The organism is Enterococcus sp. ARL09-542 (genome assembly GCF_005234805.1).
GTDB classification, from domain to species: Bacteria; Bacillota; Bacilli; order Lactobacillales; family Enterococcaceae; genus Enterococcus_D; species Enterococcus_D gallinarum.
In genome coordinates, this window is the sequence record NZ_QPQX01000009.1 from 95,726 (window position 1) to 111,602 (window position 15,877).

Sequence of the window (15,877 nt, forward strand, 5' to 3'; positions counted from 1 at the left end):
AGTAGGGGTAATTACTCCCCCGCTTTAGGTTCTAACAAACCAAAGGCTTTTGTATCAAGTACAGCCCAGTCAGTGATCATGTAGCCAAGGTAAATTGTTTCGCGGCTAGTCAAATCTTTTTGAGATTGGATAGACAATGGCTCGTTTGTATTTTGGACCATTCCAGCTTCACCATTCGCAAACAAGATTTCTCCATCAGCCAATCCGCCGTCCATTACAACAGTATAACCAAACAATCGACCAACACCGCCAGACGTTGCGTCAGGAATAAACACTGGACGATTTTCGCCATCAACAATATTCGCTAGTTTCAACCAGATCGTATTGTTGTTTGCGTAAATTTTAGCGCCAGAAACGTATGTTGGGTGAACTTTTGTCATTAATTGGGTAAGGTTTGCATATGTCGGAACAGTTGCAGCATCATATTCCACAACTTGAGGAGTGGAAGCTTCTGCTTTCAATTCTGTTAACAACCCTTTAGGTTCGCCAGTACCTGTACCAGTAAATACTTTAGTACCCAAAGCTACACCGATACGATCTGCAATTTCTTTTTGGATAAATGGAAGGAAATCTTGAATGCTCATAGCATCAAGTTTGAATGATACACGAACTAATTTAACAAGTTCGAATCCATTCAATTGAACTTCTCCAAATGTATTCTTTTCATCTTCCGCTGGTGTTCCTTCAGCAACGAATGAAGCATCACCTTGTGTAATTCCAGTATGTTTCTTAAATTTCAAGATACCCGTCACGTTCAACTTGCGAATAGATCCATAGAATGGATATTGGTTACTTACCATTTCCATAATGCCAGCTACAGTTGTTTCTGGAATTAAAATACCTTGTGTTTTTACTTCGTGAGTGTATGCAGCGTTATTTACTTTCTCAAAGACTTGTTTGTCACCTGCGCTTAAATCACGATCTAACATAATTTTTGCAAATACTTCTTCATATTTTGGTGTTGCTACATCTTTTACTTCTTCAACTTTTGTCAAATTTGCCACCTCTTCTGGTTTTTTATTTTCCAGCGCCTTGTCTTCGACTTTCGCTGTTTTTGGTTCTTCAAAGATTGCTTTAGCTTCTGGATTGTCTTTCATCAGTTGATCCAATGCTGCGTTTGCTTCTGCTGTCTTGCCTTCTTCTAATAATTTTTGGATTTCTTCGAAATTCATTTTTTATCCTCCTTGAAACGCAAAAAACGTAACTTAGCTTCTGCCAAATCACGTTCTTCTTTGTCCTTCATATTTTGTAGTTTTTTGATAAATGACGAATTGGCTAAACTCTCAAAACCAGCTACTAAAAGTAACTCGCTTTCCGAATCTTTAACCATTCCATCAGCAAATCCATAATCAATTACTTCTTGTGCGGTCATGAATGTTTCTTTGGCCATTAAATCTGCCAATCCTTCTTTGTCTAGTCCTGTTTTTGCTACATAAGCATCTAGCAAAGAATTTTCAACGGTCGTTAATAGTTGAGCCGCTTTTTCCATATCCTTTTTCTCACCACTAACATCAGCTAGTGTTGGATTGTGGATCATGAATGTAGATACTGGACTTACAAGCACTTCATCAAATGCGCATGTAATCAATGTACCGATACTGGCCACCAAACCACTCAACTTAACAGTCGTTTTGCCTTCGTGATTTTTAATAATGTCGTAAATCTCTTGCCCAGCAAATACAGAACCGCCATTTGTGGTCAATGTAATTTCTACATCTTCACTTCCAGCGTCTTCTAATGCTCGTTTGACGCTCCCTGGATAAATTGAATCTAGGTCAAACCAATCAAACAGTTTGCCTACAGTATCGGGAACGACATCGCCTTTAAGCTGAATCTTCTTCATTTGCATCCCCCTCTCTTATATTGTTTTGCCCAATTCTGTCAGTGTCTTTTCGAAGTAAGCGCATATCTCCGCCTTCGACAGGCTCTAATCCCAATGCAATTGTTCTGTATTCATTCACAGTCATCACACCACGATCTAGCCAGCCAACCATTTGTAACTTCGTTTGCATGCTTGCAAATTGAAGATTGTTGGATTCAAACATAATTGAATTACCCAATGCTCTTTCTCGCCTACTAAAAAAAGCCTTTGTAAATCCATCTGATAGTTGGATCAACACTGGCTCGATTTGTGTTTCATAATAGGCGATCCACTGGTTTTCAGTGAAATCCGATTGGACGATTGAATCATTGGAGTTGAACAGGTCTAAAATACGCTGTCTCGTTGCGGCTGACTGTTCTTTTTCAGGAACATAGGAATAAGGTTGCACCTGAACTGCATCAGCCTTAGAATCGACACCAGCGGCTCCCATTCCCTCCTCAGATGTTTTAAGGAAATCTTCAACAAACTGCTTCGTATTTTCTTTGATATCTTCAGGTCGCAAGGTTTGATTGAATTTAAGCAGCCATTTAACAACGTTTGAATTTCGAATCGCTGCTATGATCCCTTGGTCGGTTGTTTGAACGACTTCAAGCAATGGCAAAAGAGACGGTGCTAGGCTATCGCCTAATATTTCGTTTGAAGTAAAGTCGTTTCTAATGTGAATGAGGTCCCGATATCTAAAGGTATAGGATTTGCCATCACGCAGAACGAACTTAATGAAATACTCGCCACTAGGGCTAATTAATAACTCCAGAGAGTGAGAAACGATTGGATAAAGCGCAACGGGCTTTCCGTTATCATCTTTTTCCACATAAATAAAGGCATTCCCATTTACCCGATACTGCCAAATCGTTTTTTCGAGCAGCATTTGCATGCTCATTATGGCATTCGGTTCCTGAAGCACCATCGATACAGCAATGTTAGGATTAATCTTGTCACCAAACCTATGTTTAGGCACTGTCTTACCAACTGCATTTGCAAGCGGTCGTACAGCGCTTCGTACAATGTCGGCTTCATAAACATTCCCGCTAAATCCAACAAATCCAGAACTAGGTTCGTCAATCATTTGAAACTTCGTTACAGTTTTCGGAGTTTCGTTTACTTTCCGATTAAATAATTTCAATTTCTCACCCCTTTCTAAATTTTATGGAAGATCATTCAACTGTTAGATCGTAAAACTTTGTTATATTATCTTTAATTCTGGTTAATTGGATATCTGTGGAATAAAAGAGGAACAAAAGTAAATCTTCTCCTCTGGCTGAGACCCTGATATTCTCTTCAGAAAACCACTTATAATAATCTTCACGTTCTGAACAACTAAAAATAATTTTTGTTAGAGAGTCTTCAACGATAGTTACTACAGGTCCTGAAACGGTTATCTTTTGAAGCTTTCTCTTTTGTGGATTTTTCATCACAGGAGGAGTTCTGTCTGGAAATGTTTCGTTTATAATCCCCATTCTTATCACCCTTTCTAAATCAATCCAAGGTATTCTTCCATATAGCGCTCATAGGTTGCATAAGCGTCCAAAAGACTTGCCAAACCATCAATACGTTTCCTCGGATTGTTGCCCTTAACAGGTTTTATATTGGCGTTCTCGTCCGTTTTTACACGCGTATTCGATATACACCATTTTAATAACCCGTTATTGTTGTAATTGATATTGTCACTCATTAAATCAGCACCTAATGCTTTCATAGGAGCAGATAATGATTTGAATCCTTGATAAACAGCTTCAGGAACAGAAGGTCCAAACGCATTCTTCAATTCATCGATCAGATACGCCGAACTCCAAGCATCGTAACCAATTTTGAATGGATAAATATCGTATTCCATCTGCAATTTTACGAACCACTTAGTTACATCCTTGTAGTCTACTTTACTGTCACCAGAGAGAGTGATAATCCCTTGGTCTTTCCACTTGTCATATGGCACCTTATCGTCCTTCATACGCTCTTCGAACAAATCACTTGGCATAAAGTACTGTTGCATGACATAAAGCTTGTTAGGCTCGTCCTTGATGCCAAATATGGCAGTCGCACAAGTTAAGTCAGTGGTTGCTGACAAGTCGATACCGCCAATAAAATACCTTGGCTTGAGTTCAAGCACATTGAAGGTTGATTCATTGTTGAAATCGTTGAAGCTTAACCATGCGTCTGTGTCGGATTCGTTAATATTGAATTCTTTACATAGCATGTTGCGTACCATTCGAGGATTCTGTTTCGCAAGGTCAACTTTTTCTTTTAATGATTGCAATTTCTTGATAACGCCGATTCCTGGATTAGCTTTGACCCACATTTCTTCGTCTCGCCATTCCTCGGGATCATCTAATTCGTACATGAATGGAATTGTGCGATCATCTTGATAGCCTTCAGCATTATCCCAGCCATCAATGATATCTCCCATCTCCTCCCGAAGTTCATCGAAGATATCTTCACGAGTTGTGCCTGAAGTTGTAGTAATCAAAATCAATGGTTGTTCACGAGCGGACATACTATCAACGATTACGTCATACAGCGGACGTCCGCCACGTCCTTTCCACGAATGAATTTCATCCATCAACGAGCAATGAGCGTTTAAACCGTCCAAACTATCCGAATCACTAGCCAAGGGTTTAAATTCAGCATCGTTAAATTCGGCTACCATGTCGGCCACTCTAGCTTTAATCATTTTTCTAAGCGTTGGTGATTTTTTAACCATCAACTTCGCTTCTTGCCAAATGATTTTCGCTTGATCTTTCTTAGCAGCCGTTGCTAATATTTGAGATCCGTTTTCTTGATCAGCAATCATCATGTAAAGTCCGATTGCTGAAGCGATTGCCGACTTACCATTCTTACGACCTATGAGCAGAAATACTCGCTGATACTTTCTATTGCCTTCGATACCCACAAATCCAAATATCGCTTCAACCATTGCCTTTTGCCAAAGCATTAACTTCAAAGGCTTGTTCGCTTGTTTCCCTTTTGACGGGTGGCAAAACTTTTCTATGAAGTCAATCGGGTGTTTCGCACGTTTTGGATCAAAATAATAGTCGCTATCTGTATTTTTCAGATCAGCGACTAGCTTTTTATATAGTTTGAATATCTTTAAAGAGACTACTGTGCTTCCGCCGTTTTGCCTGAAGCTTTTCCAGTATTTGAAAATGTTCGTTTCTTGATAATCCACATCAATCCGCCCTCTCACTTAGAAAGGCGCTGAATTCAGATAAACCATCGTCATTTCTAGGAGCATCCTTAGGCAACAAGCCAAGAAGTTTCTCAGTAACTGTCGTATATCGTTGGATAGTTGTGTTGTATGACTTTAAAGCAGGGTGTTCACGCATAATCGAGTACTCACCTTGCGGCATTTCGTTAATTACGCCTTCATTTTGAATAATTTCTTTTAATTCGAGCAACGTTGTTTTCATAAACGCCGATTCTTCAATCAATCCTTTGATCGTTCGTTGCTTCTTGCTATCAACTTCCTTAAAGATATCCGTTAGTCGCTTTATCTCGTTCGTTACTAGGCGCTTCCTCTTCTTATCGTCCATCTAAATCCTCCTTTCTTTTGGGGTGGGGGTTATATGAAATTACCCTGTGTGTTTTTCGGAGTTCCATCCCCGATTCCTAACCGATTTATTTTTTTCGATTCGAACGGGGGATAAGGTTGCCGTTGCCATCGAACATTACATCGTCATTAATTATTTTTTCTTTTTCGAAATGTTCTTTATTATGACAATCAAGGCATAAGTATTCTAAGTTACTCCATGCCAGTGATACATCTGGATCATGTATAGTCTCCTCTGTTAGGTGTTGCTTATGATGGACTATATATCCTTTGACGATCTTGTTCTTCTTTATACATCTCTCACACAATCCACCAACTGATTTGATATAGCCTGCTCTACAGTTCCGCCATGCCTTAGACTTATAGAATGGTTGTGATATATGTCTAGGTACCATTCTAGTATCCTAAGATCCTTCCCCGTTGATCCTGTGAATCTTTCATGATATCAGATAGCGGTCTGGTAATAGTTTTTCCTGTAATCTTCCCTGTGTGAATATGATAGTCCTTGCTGTCGACTTCTTCAGGATAAACCAACTCGATAGCAATTATCTTAGATCCATCCGAGCGCTTCGTTGCATTTACATTCACTGATTCTAATTTACTTGCATCTGCACTTTTGAGAATCCCCATACCCATATTAAGTAACTCTTCATACTCTTCGTTCACATTCCATACCTCCTTAATCTCTCTGCAATATGCGGATCACTCTTCCAGCCATGTCCAATGTATATCAACCTATGCCGATCGATATACTCCTCATCAAACAGCCCATAGCATTCAAGCAATGTGTGCTTTGGTTTCAACTCCGCTTGTCGGATGTTCTTATGCCTTAGTATTCCTACTGATAGTTGGATGTAATAGTAATGCATATCAGTCACCCCAACTCATATTCACGAACTTCGTATTGATAAAAATAATTTTGTTCCATTAATTGCTCAGCCGTTCGTACAGCATCTTCTTTATTTGCCATTATCGAATAGATGTCCACCATATCTCCAAATGGTTCGATTTCCGGTTGAGGAAACGGATTGTTGCATACCATGCTAACCTTGAATCCCTTTTTAATGACTGCATATACTTTTTGTCCTTTAGATGTCATAAGTCACCCTCAACCTTTCACTATCATATTCAAACAACTGCAGCACCTTCTTGCCCATCGTCCAACCATTCTCGATCTCGTAGCTGTCATTCGGCTTAATGGTTCCTAGCTGACGATGGATCACACCTTGATAGTCGTTCGTCTGTTGCGTGTGGAAATGACCAGTGATTATCTCCCTTGTTGTTGCCTTACTCCATATATCGCTGAACTCAGTAGCAAACAACATCGGCAAATCCTTCCGCTTGCCATACTGCCCATGAGTAATCATAATCGCCACGTTATCCAACATGAACGCTTGACGGTACTTATTATGGTAATTCACTTTGATGTCTGGATACTTGGCTTCTAGGTATAGGAGAAACATATACTCGATCGATCCGCTGTGATTCCCTTCAGCGTGTTCCACAGTCACTTGCTTCGAATGTCTCACACACTCAGTAATCAACACATCAAAAAACGCTCGCGCATCTTTGATAGCTGTTTCCATGTCCACATCATCTAATTGTGTGCCAGCCATCGTGACCGACTTTTTAATTTGGCTGCTATGGAATAAATCTCCTAGCTGACCAATAACAATCTGCTTATAGCCTTTTGAGATAACTTCAATCATTCTCGCTAGCTTGTCTTGTAAGTCCTCTAGCTTAGTGATTCCGAAATGCCAATCAGCCAAACCAATGAATAAGTTTCTGTCACCAGTCTTGATTGCGGTTAGCTTTACTGGCTCGATTGATTCGGTGAATGCTGATACATCGAACGCCTTATGTTTCGGCTTCACCACAAACTTCAACTGCTGATTCCATTTCTGGATATCCGCTGTATTGGTTGTCCACTCATTGGTGGTTACTTGAGATATCTCCCACTCATCTGGATCATATCCCTTATAAAGAAGAATATCTTTTGGCGTCTTACTTTGTTTCTGATAGAATGCCATCTTTACTTCAAACTCGGCTTGAGAGATTGTTCCATCAGGATTATGATGCTCATTTACTTTGATTGAATGGTCACTCGGTTGCTTAACACGCATATTCTTTTCGCTCGGTGGCAAACCCAACCTGGTACGTTTACTTCTAACGCTTGGCCATGAGAACTCTTTGCCGAACTCCTCTGACAGCATAGGCGCTATCTCTATATTTGTTAGTCCTTCATTTGCCAATTCCGACAATCGTTTGACCTGTTGTTCCGTCCATTTAGTAATGTCTGCCACCTCGCTTTTCTGCAAAATAAAAAGCCACTCGCAATGAGTGACTTATAAAACTCTCATATCAGATACACGTCTGCCGCAAGGGAATGAGAGTATTGACTTAAATTTAAAGCAACCTACACATAGGATTTCCAGCTATTCGCTACCTATCCGCCATCCCTACTACGTCCTCGGTTGCTTCTTTGTCTATTCGCATTAAGGCAGCGAGAAACCGAACAACGGATCAGAATATCGCCCCTGACCTTGGCTTACTCATTTAACTGTGAATCCCTTCCTTCATCACAGACCGCTAACAAAGCCTGCGTAAGGCAACCTGCCGTGTTCCTAGCAAGTCCAACTTAATGTCTATGTCACTGGAGTGGTACTGCCCCACTCACGTATCAATACCACAAAAGATTGGCTAGTTCCTTTGTTGGTCGCCCCTAACAATATTGATACAACCAAGCGTCTTCTACTTCCGCCACAGTGACCGAAGCTTGGTGGTGTACAGATAGCACACTTACTACATTGCCGTACGTAGCACCTTATAGCTTCTTAACGATCTTTTTTCGGTAGTCGTAACCATCATAGGCATTTAATGTCACTGGCAAGGAATCGAACCTTGCATGTTGAGTTTCACTCCTTAGCAAGTGCACTTGCCTTCCCAACTAGGACTTAGCGTTTACCCTTTCCGCCACAGTGACTATCGCCCACAAGCACCAACTAAGCATTAATGAAAGGAGAATGATCTGTCATTTGCTTGTGGGCGATATCTGATAATACTATTTTACCCCTCTTGACACAGGGAAAACTACACGTTTCTTTCCCAAATTAATTGATTTCACCGATCTTTCTGCCAAAGTCGAGTAAAACTTTTTGTCTAATACGATAGATTGGCGTTCTCGCATATCCATGCTTTTTGCCGAAGCTTACCCAATCCATCCAACTGTCTTCGCCCCAGTACTTGGTTTCAATCAACTGTCTTATCTCTGCACTTTGATCGCTCAGAGTTTCTTTAACTGCCTTTTTCCACAACTCGCGATTCATAATGTACGGGTCCGACATTTCTTTTATTACCTGTGATTCAATCGGATTGCTAATGATATTACTTCGACCGCCACCAATATTTTCATCGACTTCTCGAAGCTTCAGCTCCTCTTTTCGAATAGCTATCTCTTTGTTATATGCATGGTAGTTAGCAAACTTTCTATCTAGCTCATTGATTAATGAATCATTCTTACTCAATCACTTGCCCTCCTTATTGTCTTCCTTACCAAAAATTACGCCTGCGACCACTGTCGCTACGACTGCGAAAAAAATCGCTACTGCAAAGTCCATCATTTATCCTCCGTTTACAAGATAGCTTTGATTTTCTTCAGCTGCTTTTTCTTGATTCTAGATTTCTTTGTCCTACGATAAATTTGATGAAATTTCTTGACCCTTGGATCTCTTGATTGTTTGATTTCAATATTTAAAACAGCTTCATCCATTGATGCACCGAATAGCCTAAAAGCATTCGATATACTGTTTACTATTTCTTCAATTGATCCTCGGGACCAAGTAAGCAGCCTTTGACTCGTTTCATCTGATGCCATCATTCATCCTCCCGCTTCCATCGCATCTCTAACTAACGGATCGTTGATAATAATCTTGTACTTCGTCTGCTCATGCTGCAGCTGCTGTTCTAGCTGCTCAATTTGCTTCTGTTGGTCCACAATCGTATAGGATAGTAAACTCAGCGTTATAACTACAAGGACCGTTATGATAATTGTTTGACTACGATTCATTGGCTTGTTCCAATAGTTCTGGGTTCTCATAGATGTTGCCGGCGACAGTTACATAAGGTTTTAATCTTGCTAACAAAAGATTACCAGCACACCAAGTTAGGTCACCTTCATTCCAAGAAATCGCATAATCACCATCAATTTCGATGCCAGCGCCCGATTTTTCTGTTTTCTGAAATGGATGATTTCTTACTGAAACGATATCCCCCTCGAAAATCTCCACGCCGTTCTTATCTTTCAAGCCAGTGGACTGCATTAGTTCTAAAACCATTCCACGCTCGTCTTTTAAAAAGAATCTGCCCAACAATTCGTCGCTATAATTAATGTATTGTGGCGCTTGGTTTTCTGCAAAAGTTCCCACTCCGTTGATTTCTCCGTTATCGTCAAAAGAAATGCTTGTCACTTCAACCATTCTTTTATGATATTTTTGCCACGCTCTAAATTTTGGTATTTTACTCATCACTTTTCCTCCAGTACCTTGAAATTATAATCCGAGTCAATGAATTTTTCTGTTAATTCTGGATTTATTGCATTACCCAATTTTGTATAGATTAAATCAAAAGCATCTCGGTTAAAGTTAGTTTGTAAGTAGTTATTGATGATTGCTCTGATACGGTTTTCCCAATAACTTCCTACCCCTTTGTGCGCTGGTCTTGATAGCCAATGAAATATTTTTACTGTTATGTCTCTTTTTGACTCTACGCCGTTTAAGTTAAAATAAATATTCTTGGTTGGGACTAAGATTAGTTCATTTCTTCGATTGATGAATGCCTTCGGTGATATTTCCGTTACAAATCCTATGAACTTTAGAACTTCTACTTGCACCATCACTCTTCCTCCTGTTTCAAAGCCCATCTAGAAAATACTTCTAGGACATGCTCTTGCTGATCTTCTGTCAAATTTTGTTTGATAAATGCCCAACGTTTAGATGCTACATTCCTGATTGCTCCGAACGCTGTAGTAAACGGTCTGTTTTCTTTGTAATAGTCTTTTAGCCAACCAAGGACTTGCTGCTGATTCTCGTTGAGTTGCGGTTGTTCAAGCCCTTGTACATTAGCTAACGCATAATTGAATCCTTCAAGAAAACTATTATTTACAGTTTTGTAAGGATCAGAGTTGCTGTGACATTCTTCAGTCAGCCTATCTGATTCCTCTTCTAACCATTTAAGAACTTTACTCACATTCATTCCTCGCTTTCTGCTATTTTGGTGGATAGTGGAATCAACTCACACTAATTTCATCAATTTCATAAATGTTGTACCAGCTGGGTAAATATTTGTGCTTTATGAACCAGTTTTGAATTAAGTCATCTAGTTCTTCCCTGTGTTCTTCTGTTACATCATCTAAATAATCTTCGGCAAATTCTCCTCCGTCTTCATAAGCAGCTTCCTGTATACGTTCTAGTAAATCATCAACACTGAAAGGTATTCCCGGACAGAATGCTTGTCCCACATAAAAGCTAGTTACAACTTCTTCTGGTGTACTTCCCATTTCATCATCCAAACACCCGTCTTCTGGATTCTTGTTAAAGGTTTGAATTGACTCAATACCAAATTTCACAGCTTCTTCTTTAGTGTCAAAATATTCAGCGGCTTGCCATTGGTCTTCGTCAACAGAACACATCCACTTTTCGTGCATTTCTTTACTCATTTTCTTCTCCTCCTAGTTGGTAATATCTTCCGATAAACAACTTCCTATTCCAAAAATTTCAGCACTTCATCTGTTATAAAACTGAATCGTTCCTGATGAAGATTCTTCTTCCATCCTGTTTTTTGATTTAGCCAGTTCATTTCATTTTTTATTTTTTCTGATTCTTCTATGCACAATTCAGCCTGTCTCACTGACTGCCAATACCTTTGTGTTGTATGCTGTGGAGTCAAGGCCAATTCCTGAATCGTTTTATCGTACTTTTGTTTTCTTTTCATATACATTTTCAGATTTCTAGTTTGTTCTTTTAAAATTACAGTTTGATATTTCAGGAGAAATTCATCATTCATTCGTCTTAGTCCACCTGCTCAAATAAAATGGCGTAATCATCAATATCAAGCTTTTCAGCAATTTCTTGAACTGTCGTCAATGTAATCCCTGCTTTCTTTCGGTAAGCAATCATTTGTGTTTTGGTTAGCACAGCATTTTTATTACCTAAATGCCAAGCGACGTTTTTCCAGAAAATATCAATGATGTTCATGATTCATCCACCCTCTTCATATCTCGCAATTTAACTACTGTCCGATCGCTGCCAAACGTCACAATAGCTGAATTTTCAAGCACTTTGACACACACTGCTTTGAAAGGTGTTTTAAAACGTTCGGTCACGCACCAATACTCGATGCCTGCTTTTACTCTACGTTGCTTTCTGACTACACGTGGCGGTGGGCTATACTTACCGTCTTGCACGCCTGTTACTGTGTCTGCTAGTTTCATGCTTTACTCCTCCGTTCCCAATATTCAGCTACTTTTTTCACAGTTTCTTCTATATGCTCAACGCCGTACCTATCAATAAATATTTTTTCCAACTTTTGCGGATTAAGGTAAAAATCATTTCCTTTGGCCCTCGCTTGCTCAGAATGATCAAAAGTTTCATCATAGATTACATTTGTATCTAAGTTAGGAGAATATCCTCCTGTTGCGTCTACATAGGTGTAATAAGCTATGACTCTTTTGCGATTTATGCCATGCAACTTAATGCCATAAATTATGCCGTTATGGTGTACTTTCGCAATCAAATGACGTGGTCGTTTACTAATCATAGCTTTTACTTCTCCGTTCCATTTCCTCACAAATCCATTTTTCACGAAATTCAAATCGCCTTTGCACGCTCCGAACGATTTTTAGTTGTGCTATTAACTCTTTATCTGATAGTTTTCGTATGCTTTCTTGTGTTGGTGTCATTAAAAACCCCACCCTACTATTTTTTCTTCCACGATCATCAATGCATCCATCGCGCTTCTAGCAATGCCATGAACAATACCGTCTTTTTGCAATACTTTATGAAAGGTAATTTGTTCGGGTCTTGCTTTACCTTTTGCGTTCTTTACTTCGATATAAAAAACAGTTTGATCGCTCGGATTGTAGCCATAAATATCGAAATGCCCTTTTGGCAACAGCTTAATCACGCCACCAGAATCTGTTCTAACTTTGCCGGCATTCGTGCGAAAAGCTTTATAGCCTTTTTTTGACAATTCGATTAAAATTTCGTTTTGGATTGATTGTTCAGATTGCATGTTTGGACCTCCTAATAGAGTGAATAGTCAACCTAAACTATTCACCTGCCTTCGTGCTTACTCCCCCAATGGATACAGCACAATAAGGTGAACAGTAGTGCATAGTTTGACCCAAATTCCTATTCTTTTATATATTTTTCCTTTATTACTTTTTTATTTACTCTTTTATATTAACTATTCACTACTATTCACTTTATATAAAAAAAGTAATATAAATATAGTAATAGCAAGGGTTTGAAGAAGTGAATAGTTGATTTCTAAACTATTCACTTACCCTTCACTACTATGCACTTTTTCGACAATTGGTATAGACTAATTAAATAAATTTCGAATTCCTATATTTTCGTAAGGCTGACTTTCCTCAATTAAATCTATACCTTCGTACATAATTCCTTGGTTAGTTTTCTTTTTGTTAAATTTTTTACTCATTTCTTTACCAAATTTCGTACTATTCATTTCATACTGACCATTTTCATTTGCCCAAGTTTTGTACGCCTGATAAAAATCTTTAGCTTTTACTCGCTTATTTATCCCTCTCTCACAACAATCATTGATAAATGCTGCAGTTACGTCCATTTCTTCTCGATATTCTTTTGAAGCATCCTCAACGATTTTTGGTCGTTTCAAACCCTCTCTCTGCCACATCAGACAACCTTCTACTATCCAATTCAAAATCCCGACTGATTCACGCTTAAGTTTATATTTAAGGTTCTTGTCTTTTTTGTGATCAGGAATCTGTATGGTAAAAGGGATTAAATTCATTCTTCGCCATATTCCGTCATCCGTACCTCGAATGATCGGTTTGTGGTTAGTTGCTAACCAAAGCTTGAATTCTGGTGTAAATTCAAATTCTTTTCCGTATAGAAAGCGAGCAGTTACTTTATCCCCACCAGTCAACTGTTTGACCAAACCTTCATCCATACGCACGCCTTCATTAGGCTCAGATGATGTCACCAACCTAGCGCCTTTCAAACGCGCTATATCTGTATTAGCTCCACCATTTGCTTTTCTAACCATAATCGTGTCTGCTTGCATGTTTGTCGCATAGCTGCCCATGATATATGAGATAGTATCTAGAAACACAGATTTACCATTGCTACCAGCGCCGAACAGCACGAACATACTCTGCTCTCTTGTGGACCCAGTGAGTGAGTAGCCAACTGCCTTTTGAACATATCTAATCAACTCTTGGTCGTTATCAAATATTTGATTTAAAAATTCAGTCCATTGCGGCGCATCGATTTTATCTGTATATTCAATATTTGCTATTCGTGTAAACTTTTTGTCTATGTTGTGTTCGTGCAATACTCCGCTAATCAAATCTAAATATCCATTTTGTGTGTTTAGAAGTGTTGTGTCGCTATCAAATTCATCTGGTAAAACCGATACACGGTGCATGATTTGTTCTCTCATAGCTTTCTTTGCAGAATTCCCACGGGAACGCTTGATATGTTTCCTAAAGGCTTCTTCAATTTTTTCTGGATCTTCACAGTCGGCAGGGATATAAACTTTCTCATTTTTCATCATGTCAACTGTGGTATCGATCATTTTTGAGATTTCACCTGTATCATCAATCTTCCAACTCTTACCATCGTAGAAATAAAACTCTTTATTAATGTATGAGTATCTGACTAAGGTTCCATACACATCCATAAATCTTTCTGCATTCCCGGTGTCATCATAGGAGTAGAATTTGTCTTCTTTCTTTTCTTCAAACTCTTTAATGAAAATTCTGAAACCATGCGACTGGCTAGGTGTATAGGTATTTTCACATTCATGGATTGCTTTGTTTAATAAGTTTCCACCGTATGTTGAATTTGGTGGTCTGCGTTCGTCATACTTTTGTCTAAATAAAGACGAATCTCTGAAAATGCTGTCCATCTTCTCATAATCTCTACCGGTCCAAAACGCCAACATATTAGCGAAAGCAATATCAGCTTCGGATTGAGAATCATAAAAAGCTTCCCAACCACCCTCCATGAATACTTTGAATTTGGCGCCTTGCTTGCTTTCGTATGCTTTTTGTACTATCTCGCTTTCTGAGAGGTCTATTTTCGATTCTGAGACGTTTTGATTATTAAATCGGATAATCTTATCGTCTCCAATATATCTGTTGTATAGCAGTTTTAGAGTGGTTTCTGATGGTTCAATGACTTGGTTATATTTGCGATCGACAGTGTTGCCTGTCATAACGAAAAATCTACCCGAATCATACATTTCAACATTGCCTTTTCTACGCCTGTGACCAGGCAGCTTTCCTTTACAGATAATGTGGATACCGTTACCTGATTGAGAGTATTCAGCATAAGATTTAATCGATGTTACAAATTCATACATCATGTTTGTTTCAATATCACCTTGTAGATAACGCTGAATTTCTCCTTCGATATTATCGATGTCAATTCCGAAGTATGGCTTCTTAAAATAAAAACCTAATCCATTACAGTTGTACTTATCTATTGCAGAGAGTGCGGTCTGATAATCAGACCACGTACTCTCATCATTTGATTTACCATTGTTTCCAGTGTGTGGATCGACTGGTATTTTGGTGTGTTTTTTTCTCTCTTCGTTCCATACCAATCGATATACACACCACTGTTTTTGCTGCTTTAGTTCTTCTGGAATGTGTTCATATGCCACACACTTTCAACTCCCTTTAATTAGAATGGCAAATCATCATTGATCTCGATGCTGCTGCCTGAGAAATCATTTGGTTTACTGCTATCTTTGAATTGATGTTGAATATTTGGGAAAGCCGACTGTTCCCACCGTTTTACATTCAAGTTGTCATAAGTTTTTCCGTTAAATTCTGATTGCTCGTTTTTAACGGTCACCTTAGCGGTTTTCATAAAGAAATCTTGTAATAAGTCGTCAATACTTCCATATGACTTCCCTTCGTCTAAGCGAAAAGCCCAACCTAAAGTGTTAAACATTTGGAAATTGTATTTGCCTGTGTCTTTTTTCTTCCAAATTTTATGAAAGATATGTTGATTTTGGTGCTTTTGTTGCACATCGTTACGGATGATCAAATCTAATTGTGCGTATTCTGTTCCGCTTTTTGTTGCATCTTCAGTCGCGATATTTACGATCACTTCATAAACTCCGTCTGTAATTCCGCCGCCTTCAAATTTGTCGTTGAAATCTAAGTTAAATCCTGTCATAGT

General features: G+C 38.9%; 24 protein-coding genes. All 24 read right to left on the minus strand.

The genetic code is table 11. The annotated features are described in order from the left end of the window. Positions 1-11: 11 nt before the first annotated feature. The gene (locus DVW06_RS11020; RefSeq protein ID WP_137264647.1) at positions 12-1,172 is read right to left on the minus strand and encodes a phage major capsid protein; all 1,161 of its coding nucleotides are present in this window, start codon (positions 1,170-1,172) and stop codon (positions 12-14) included. Then, the gene (locus tag DVW06_RS11025) at positions 1,169-1,843 is read right to left on the minus strand and encodes a head maturation protease, ClpP-related (protein WP_161569482.1); all 675 of its coding nucleotides are present in this window, start codon (positions 1,841-1,843) and stop codon (positions 1,169-1,171) included. Before DVW06_RS11025 ends, DVW06_RS11020 begins: the two co-directional genes overlap by 4 nt. Beyond that, entirely contained in the window at positions 1,824-3,005 is a 1,182-nt protein-coding gene (locus DVW06_RS11030; RefSeq protein ID WP_137264649.1) for a phage portal protein, read from the minus strand. The genes DVW06_RS11025 and DVW06_RS11030 overlap by 20 nt, the downstream gene beginning before the upstream one ends. A 31-nt stretch (positions 3,006-3,036) precedes the next feature. After that, positions 3,037-3,339 (minus strand): hypothetical protein, encoded by a 303-nt coding sequence (locus DVW06_RS11035; protein ID WP_137264650.1) that lies wholly within the window; start codon positions 3,337-3,339, stop codon positions 3,037-3,039. 14 nt (positions 3,340-3,353) lie between these two features. Then, entirely contained in the window at positions 3,354-5,045 is a 1,692-nt protein-coding gene (locus tag DVW06_RS11040) for a terminase large subunit (RefSeq protein ID WP_202977525.1), read from the minus strand. A gap of 1 nt (position 5,046) precedes the next feature. Beyond that, entirely contained in the window at positions 5,047-5,409 is a 363-nt protein-coding gene (locus DVW06_RS11045) for a hypothetical protein (protein ID WP_174784176.1), read from the minus strand. A gap of 85 nt (positions 5,410-5,494) precedes the next feature. Next, entirely contained in the window at positions 5,495-5,821 is a 327-nt protein-coding gene (locus DVW06_RS11050) for an HNH endonuclease (protein ID WP_137264651.1), read from the minus strand. Position 5,822: 1 nt separating this feature from the next. Then, a complete protein-coding gene (locus DVW06_RS11055) occupies positions 5,823-6,092 on the minus strand; it encodes a hypothetical protein (RefSeq protein ID WP_137264652.1) in 270 nt (89 codons plus the stop codon). Positions 6,093-6,300: 208 nt separating this feature from the next. Then, complete coding sequence (locus DVW06_RS11060; protein WP_137264653.1) at positions 6,301-6,525, minus strand: hypothetical protein; 225 nt, start codon at positions 6,523-6,525, stop codon at positions 6,301-6,303. Then, positions 6,515-7,729, minus strand: coding sequence for a helix-turn-helix domain-containing protein (locus tag DVW06_RS11065; protein ID WP_137264654.1), 1,215 nt, complete (start codon positions 7,727-7,729; stop codon positions 6,515-6,517). Before DVW06_RS11065 ends, DVW06_RS11060 begins: the two co-directional genes overlap by 11 nt. A gap of 807 nt (positions 7,730-8,536) precedes the next feature. Continuing rightward, positions 8,537-8,950 carry a hypothetical protein gene (locus DVW06_RS11075; RefSeq protein WP_041119180.1) on the minus strand — a complete coding sequence of 138 codons (414 nt, stop codon included), beginning with the start codon at positions 8,948-8,950 and terminating at the stop codon, positions 8,537-8,539. A gap of 107 nt (positions 8,951-9,057) precedes the next feature. Further along, positions 9,058-9,300, minus strand: a complete 243-nt coding sequence (locus DVW06_RS11080) for a hypothetical protein (protein WP_238696181.1) — start codon at positions 9,298-9,300, stop codon at positions 9,058-9,060. Positions 9,301-9,303: 3 nt separating this feature from the next. Continuing rightward, entirely contained in the window at positions 9,304-9,492 is a 189-nt protein-coding gene (locus tag DVW06_RS11085) for a hypothetical protein (protein ID WP_137264680.1), read from the minus strand. After that, complete coding sequence (locus tag DVW06_RS11090) at positions 9,482-9,949, minus strand: YopX family protein (protein ID WP_137264656.1); 468 nt, start codon at positions 9,947-9,949, stop codon at positions 9,482-9,484. Before DVW06_RS11090 ends, DVW06_RS11085 begins: the two co-directional genes overlap by 11 nt. Continuing rightward, positions 9,949-10,317: a hypothetical protein gene (locus tag DVW06_RS11095; protein ID WP_137264657.1), complete on the minus strand. Its 369-nt coding sequence runs from the start codon at positions 10,315-10,317 to the stop codon at positions 9,949-9,951. Before DVW06_RS11095 ends, DVW06_RS11090 begins: the two co-directional genes overlap by 1 nt. After that, positions 10,317-10,670: a hypothetical protein gene (locus DVW06_RS11100; RefSeq protein WP_137264658.1), complete on the minus strand. Its 354-nt coding sequence runs from the start codon at positions 10,668-10,670 to the stop codon at positions 10,317-10,319. The genes DVW06_RS11095 and DVW06_RS11100 overlap by 1 nt, the downstream gene beginning before the upstream one ends. A 40-nt stretch (positions 10,671-10,710) precedes the next feature. After that, on the minus strand, positions 10,711-11,139 hold the full coding sequence (locus tag DVW06_RS11105; RefSeq protein ID WP_121261453.1) for a hypothetical protein: 429 nt from the start codon (positions 11,137-11,139) through the stop codon (positions 10,711-10,713). A 44-nt stretch (positions 11,140-11,183) separates the two neighbouring features. Beyond that, a complete protein-coding gene (locus DVW06_RS11110) occupies positions 11,184-11,486 on the minus strand; it encodes a DUF1140 family protein (RefSeq protein WP_137264659.1) in 303 nt (100 codons plus the stop codon). A gap of 5 nt (positions 11,487-11,491) precedes the next feature. After that, positions 11,492-11,677 (minus strand): hypothetical protein, encoded by a 186-nt coding sequence (locus tag DVW06_RS11115; RefSeq protein ID WP_137264660.1) that lies wholly within the window; start codon positions 11,675-11,677, stop codon positions 11,492-11,494. Further along, positions 11,674-11,913, minus strand: a complete 240-nt coding sequence (locus tag DVW06_RS11120; RefSeq protein ID WP_137264661.1) for a hypothetical protein — start codon at positions 11,911-11,913, stop codon at positions 11,674-11,676. The genes DVW06_RS11115 and DVW06_RS11120 overlap by 4 nt, the downstream gene beginning before the upstream one ends. Then, complete coding sequence (locus DVW06_RS11125) at positions 11,910-12,284, minus strand: hypothetical protein (RefSeq protein ID WP_161569484.1); 375 nt, start codon at positions 12,282-12,284, stop codon at positions 11,910-11,912. Before DVW06_RS11125 ends, DVW06_RS11120 begins: the two co-directional genes overlap by 4 nt. Positions 12,285-12,380: 96 nt before the next feature. Further along, entirely contained in the window at positions 12,381-12,713 is a 333-nt protein-coding gene (locus DVW06_RS11130) for a VRR-NUC domain-containing protein (protein ID WP_137264663.1), read from the minus strand. A 312-nt stretch (positions 12,714-13,025) separates the two neighbouring features. After that, a complete protein-coding gene (locus DVW06_RS11135) occupies positions 13,026-15,353 on the minus strand; it encodes a phage/plasmid primase, P4 family (RefSeq protein ID WP_137264664.1) in 2,328 nt (775 codons plus the stop codon). Positions 15,354-15,373: 20 nt separating this feature from the next. Beyond that, positions 15,374-15,874, minus strand: a complete 501-nt coding sequence (locus tag DVW06_RS11140) for a DUF669 domain-containing protein (RefSeq protein ID WP_137264665.1) — start codon at positions 15,872-15,874, stop codon at positions 15,374-15,376. Positions 15,875-15,877: the final 3 nt, after the last annotated feature.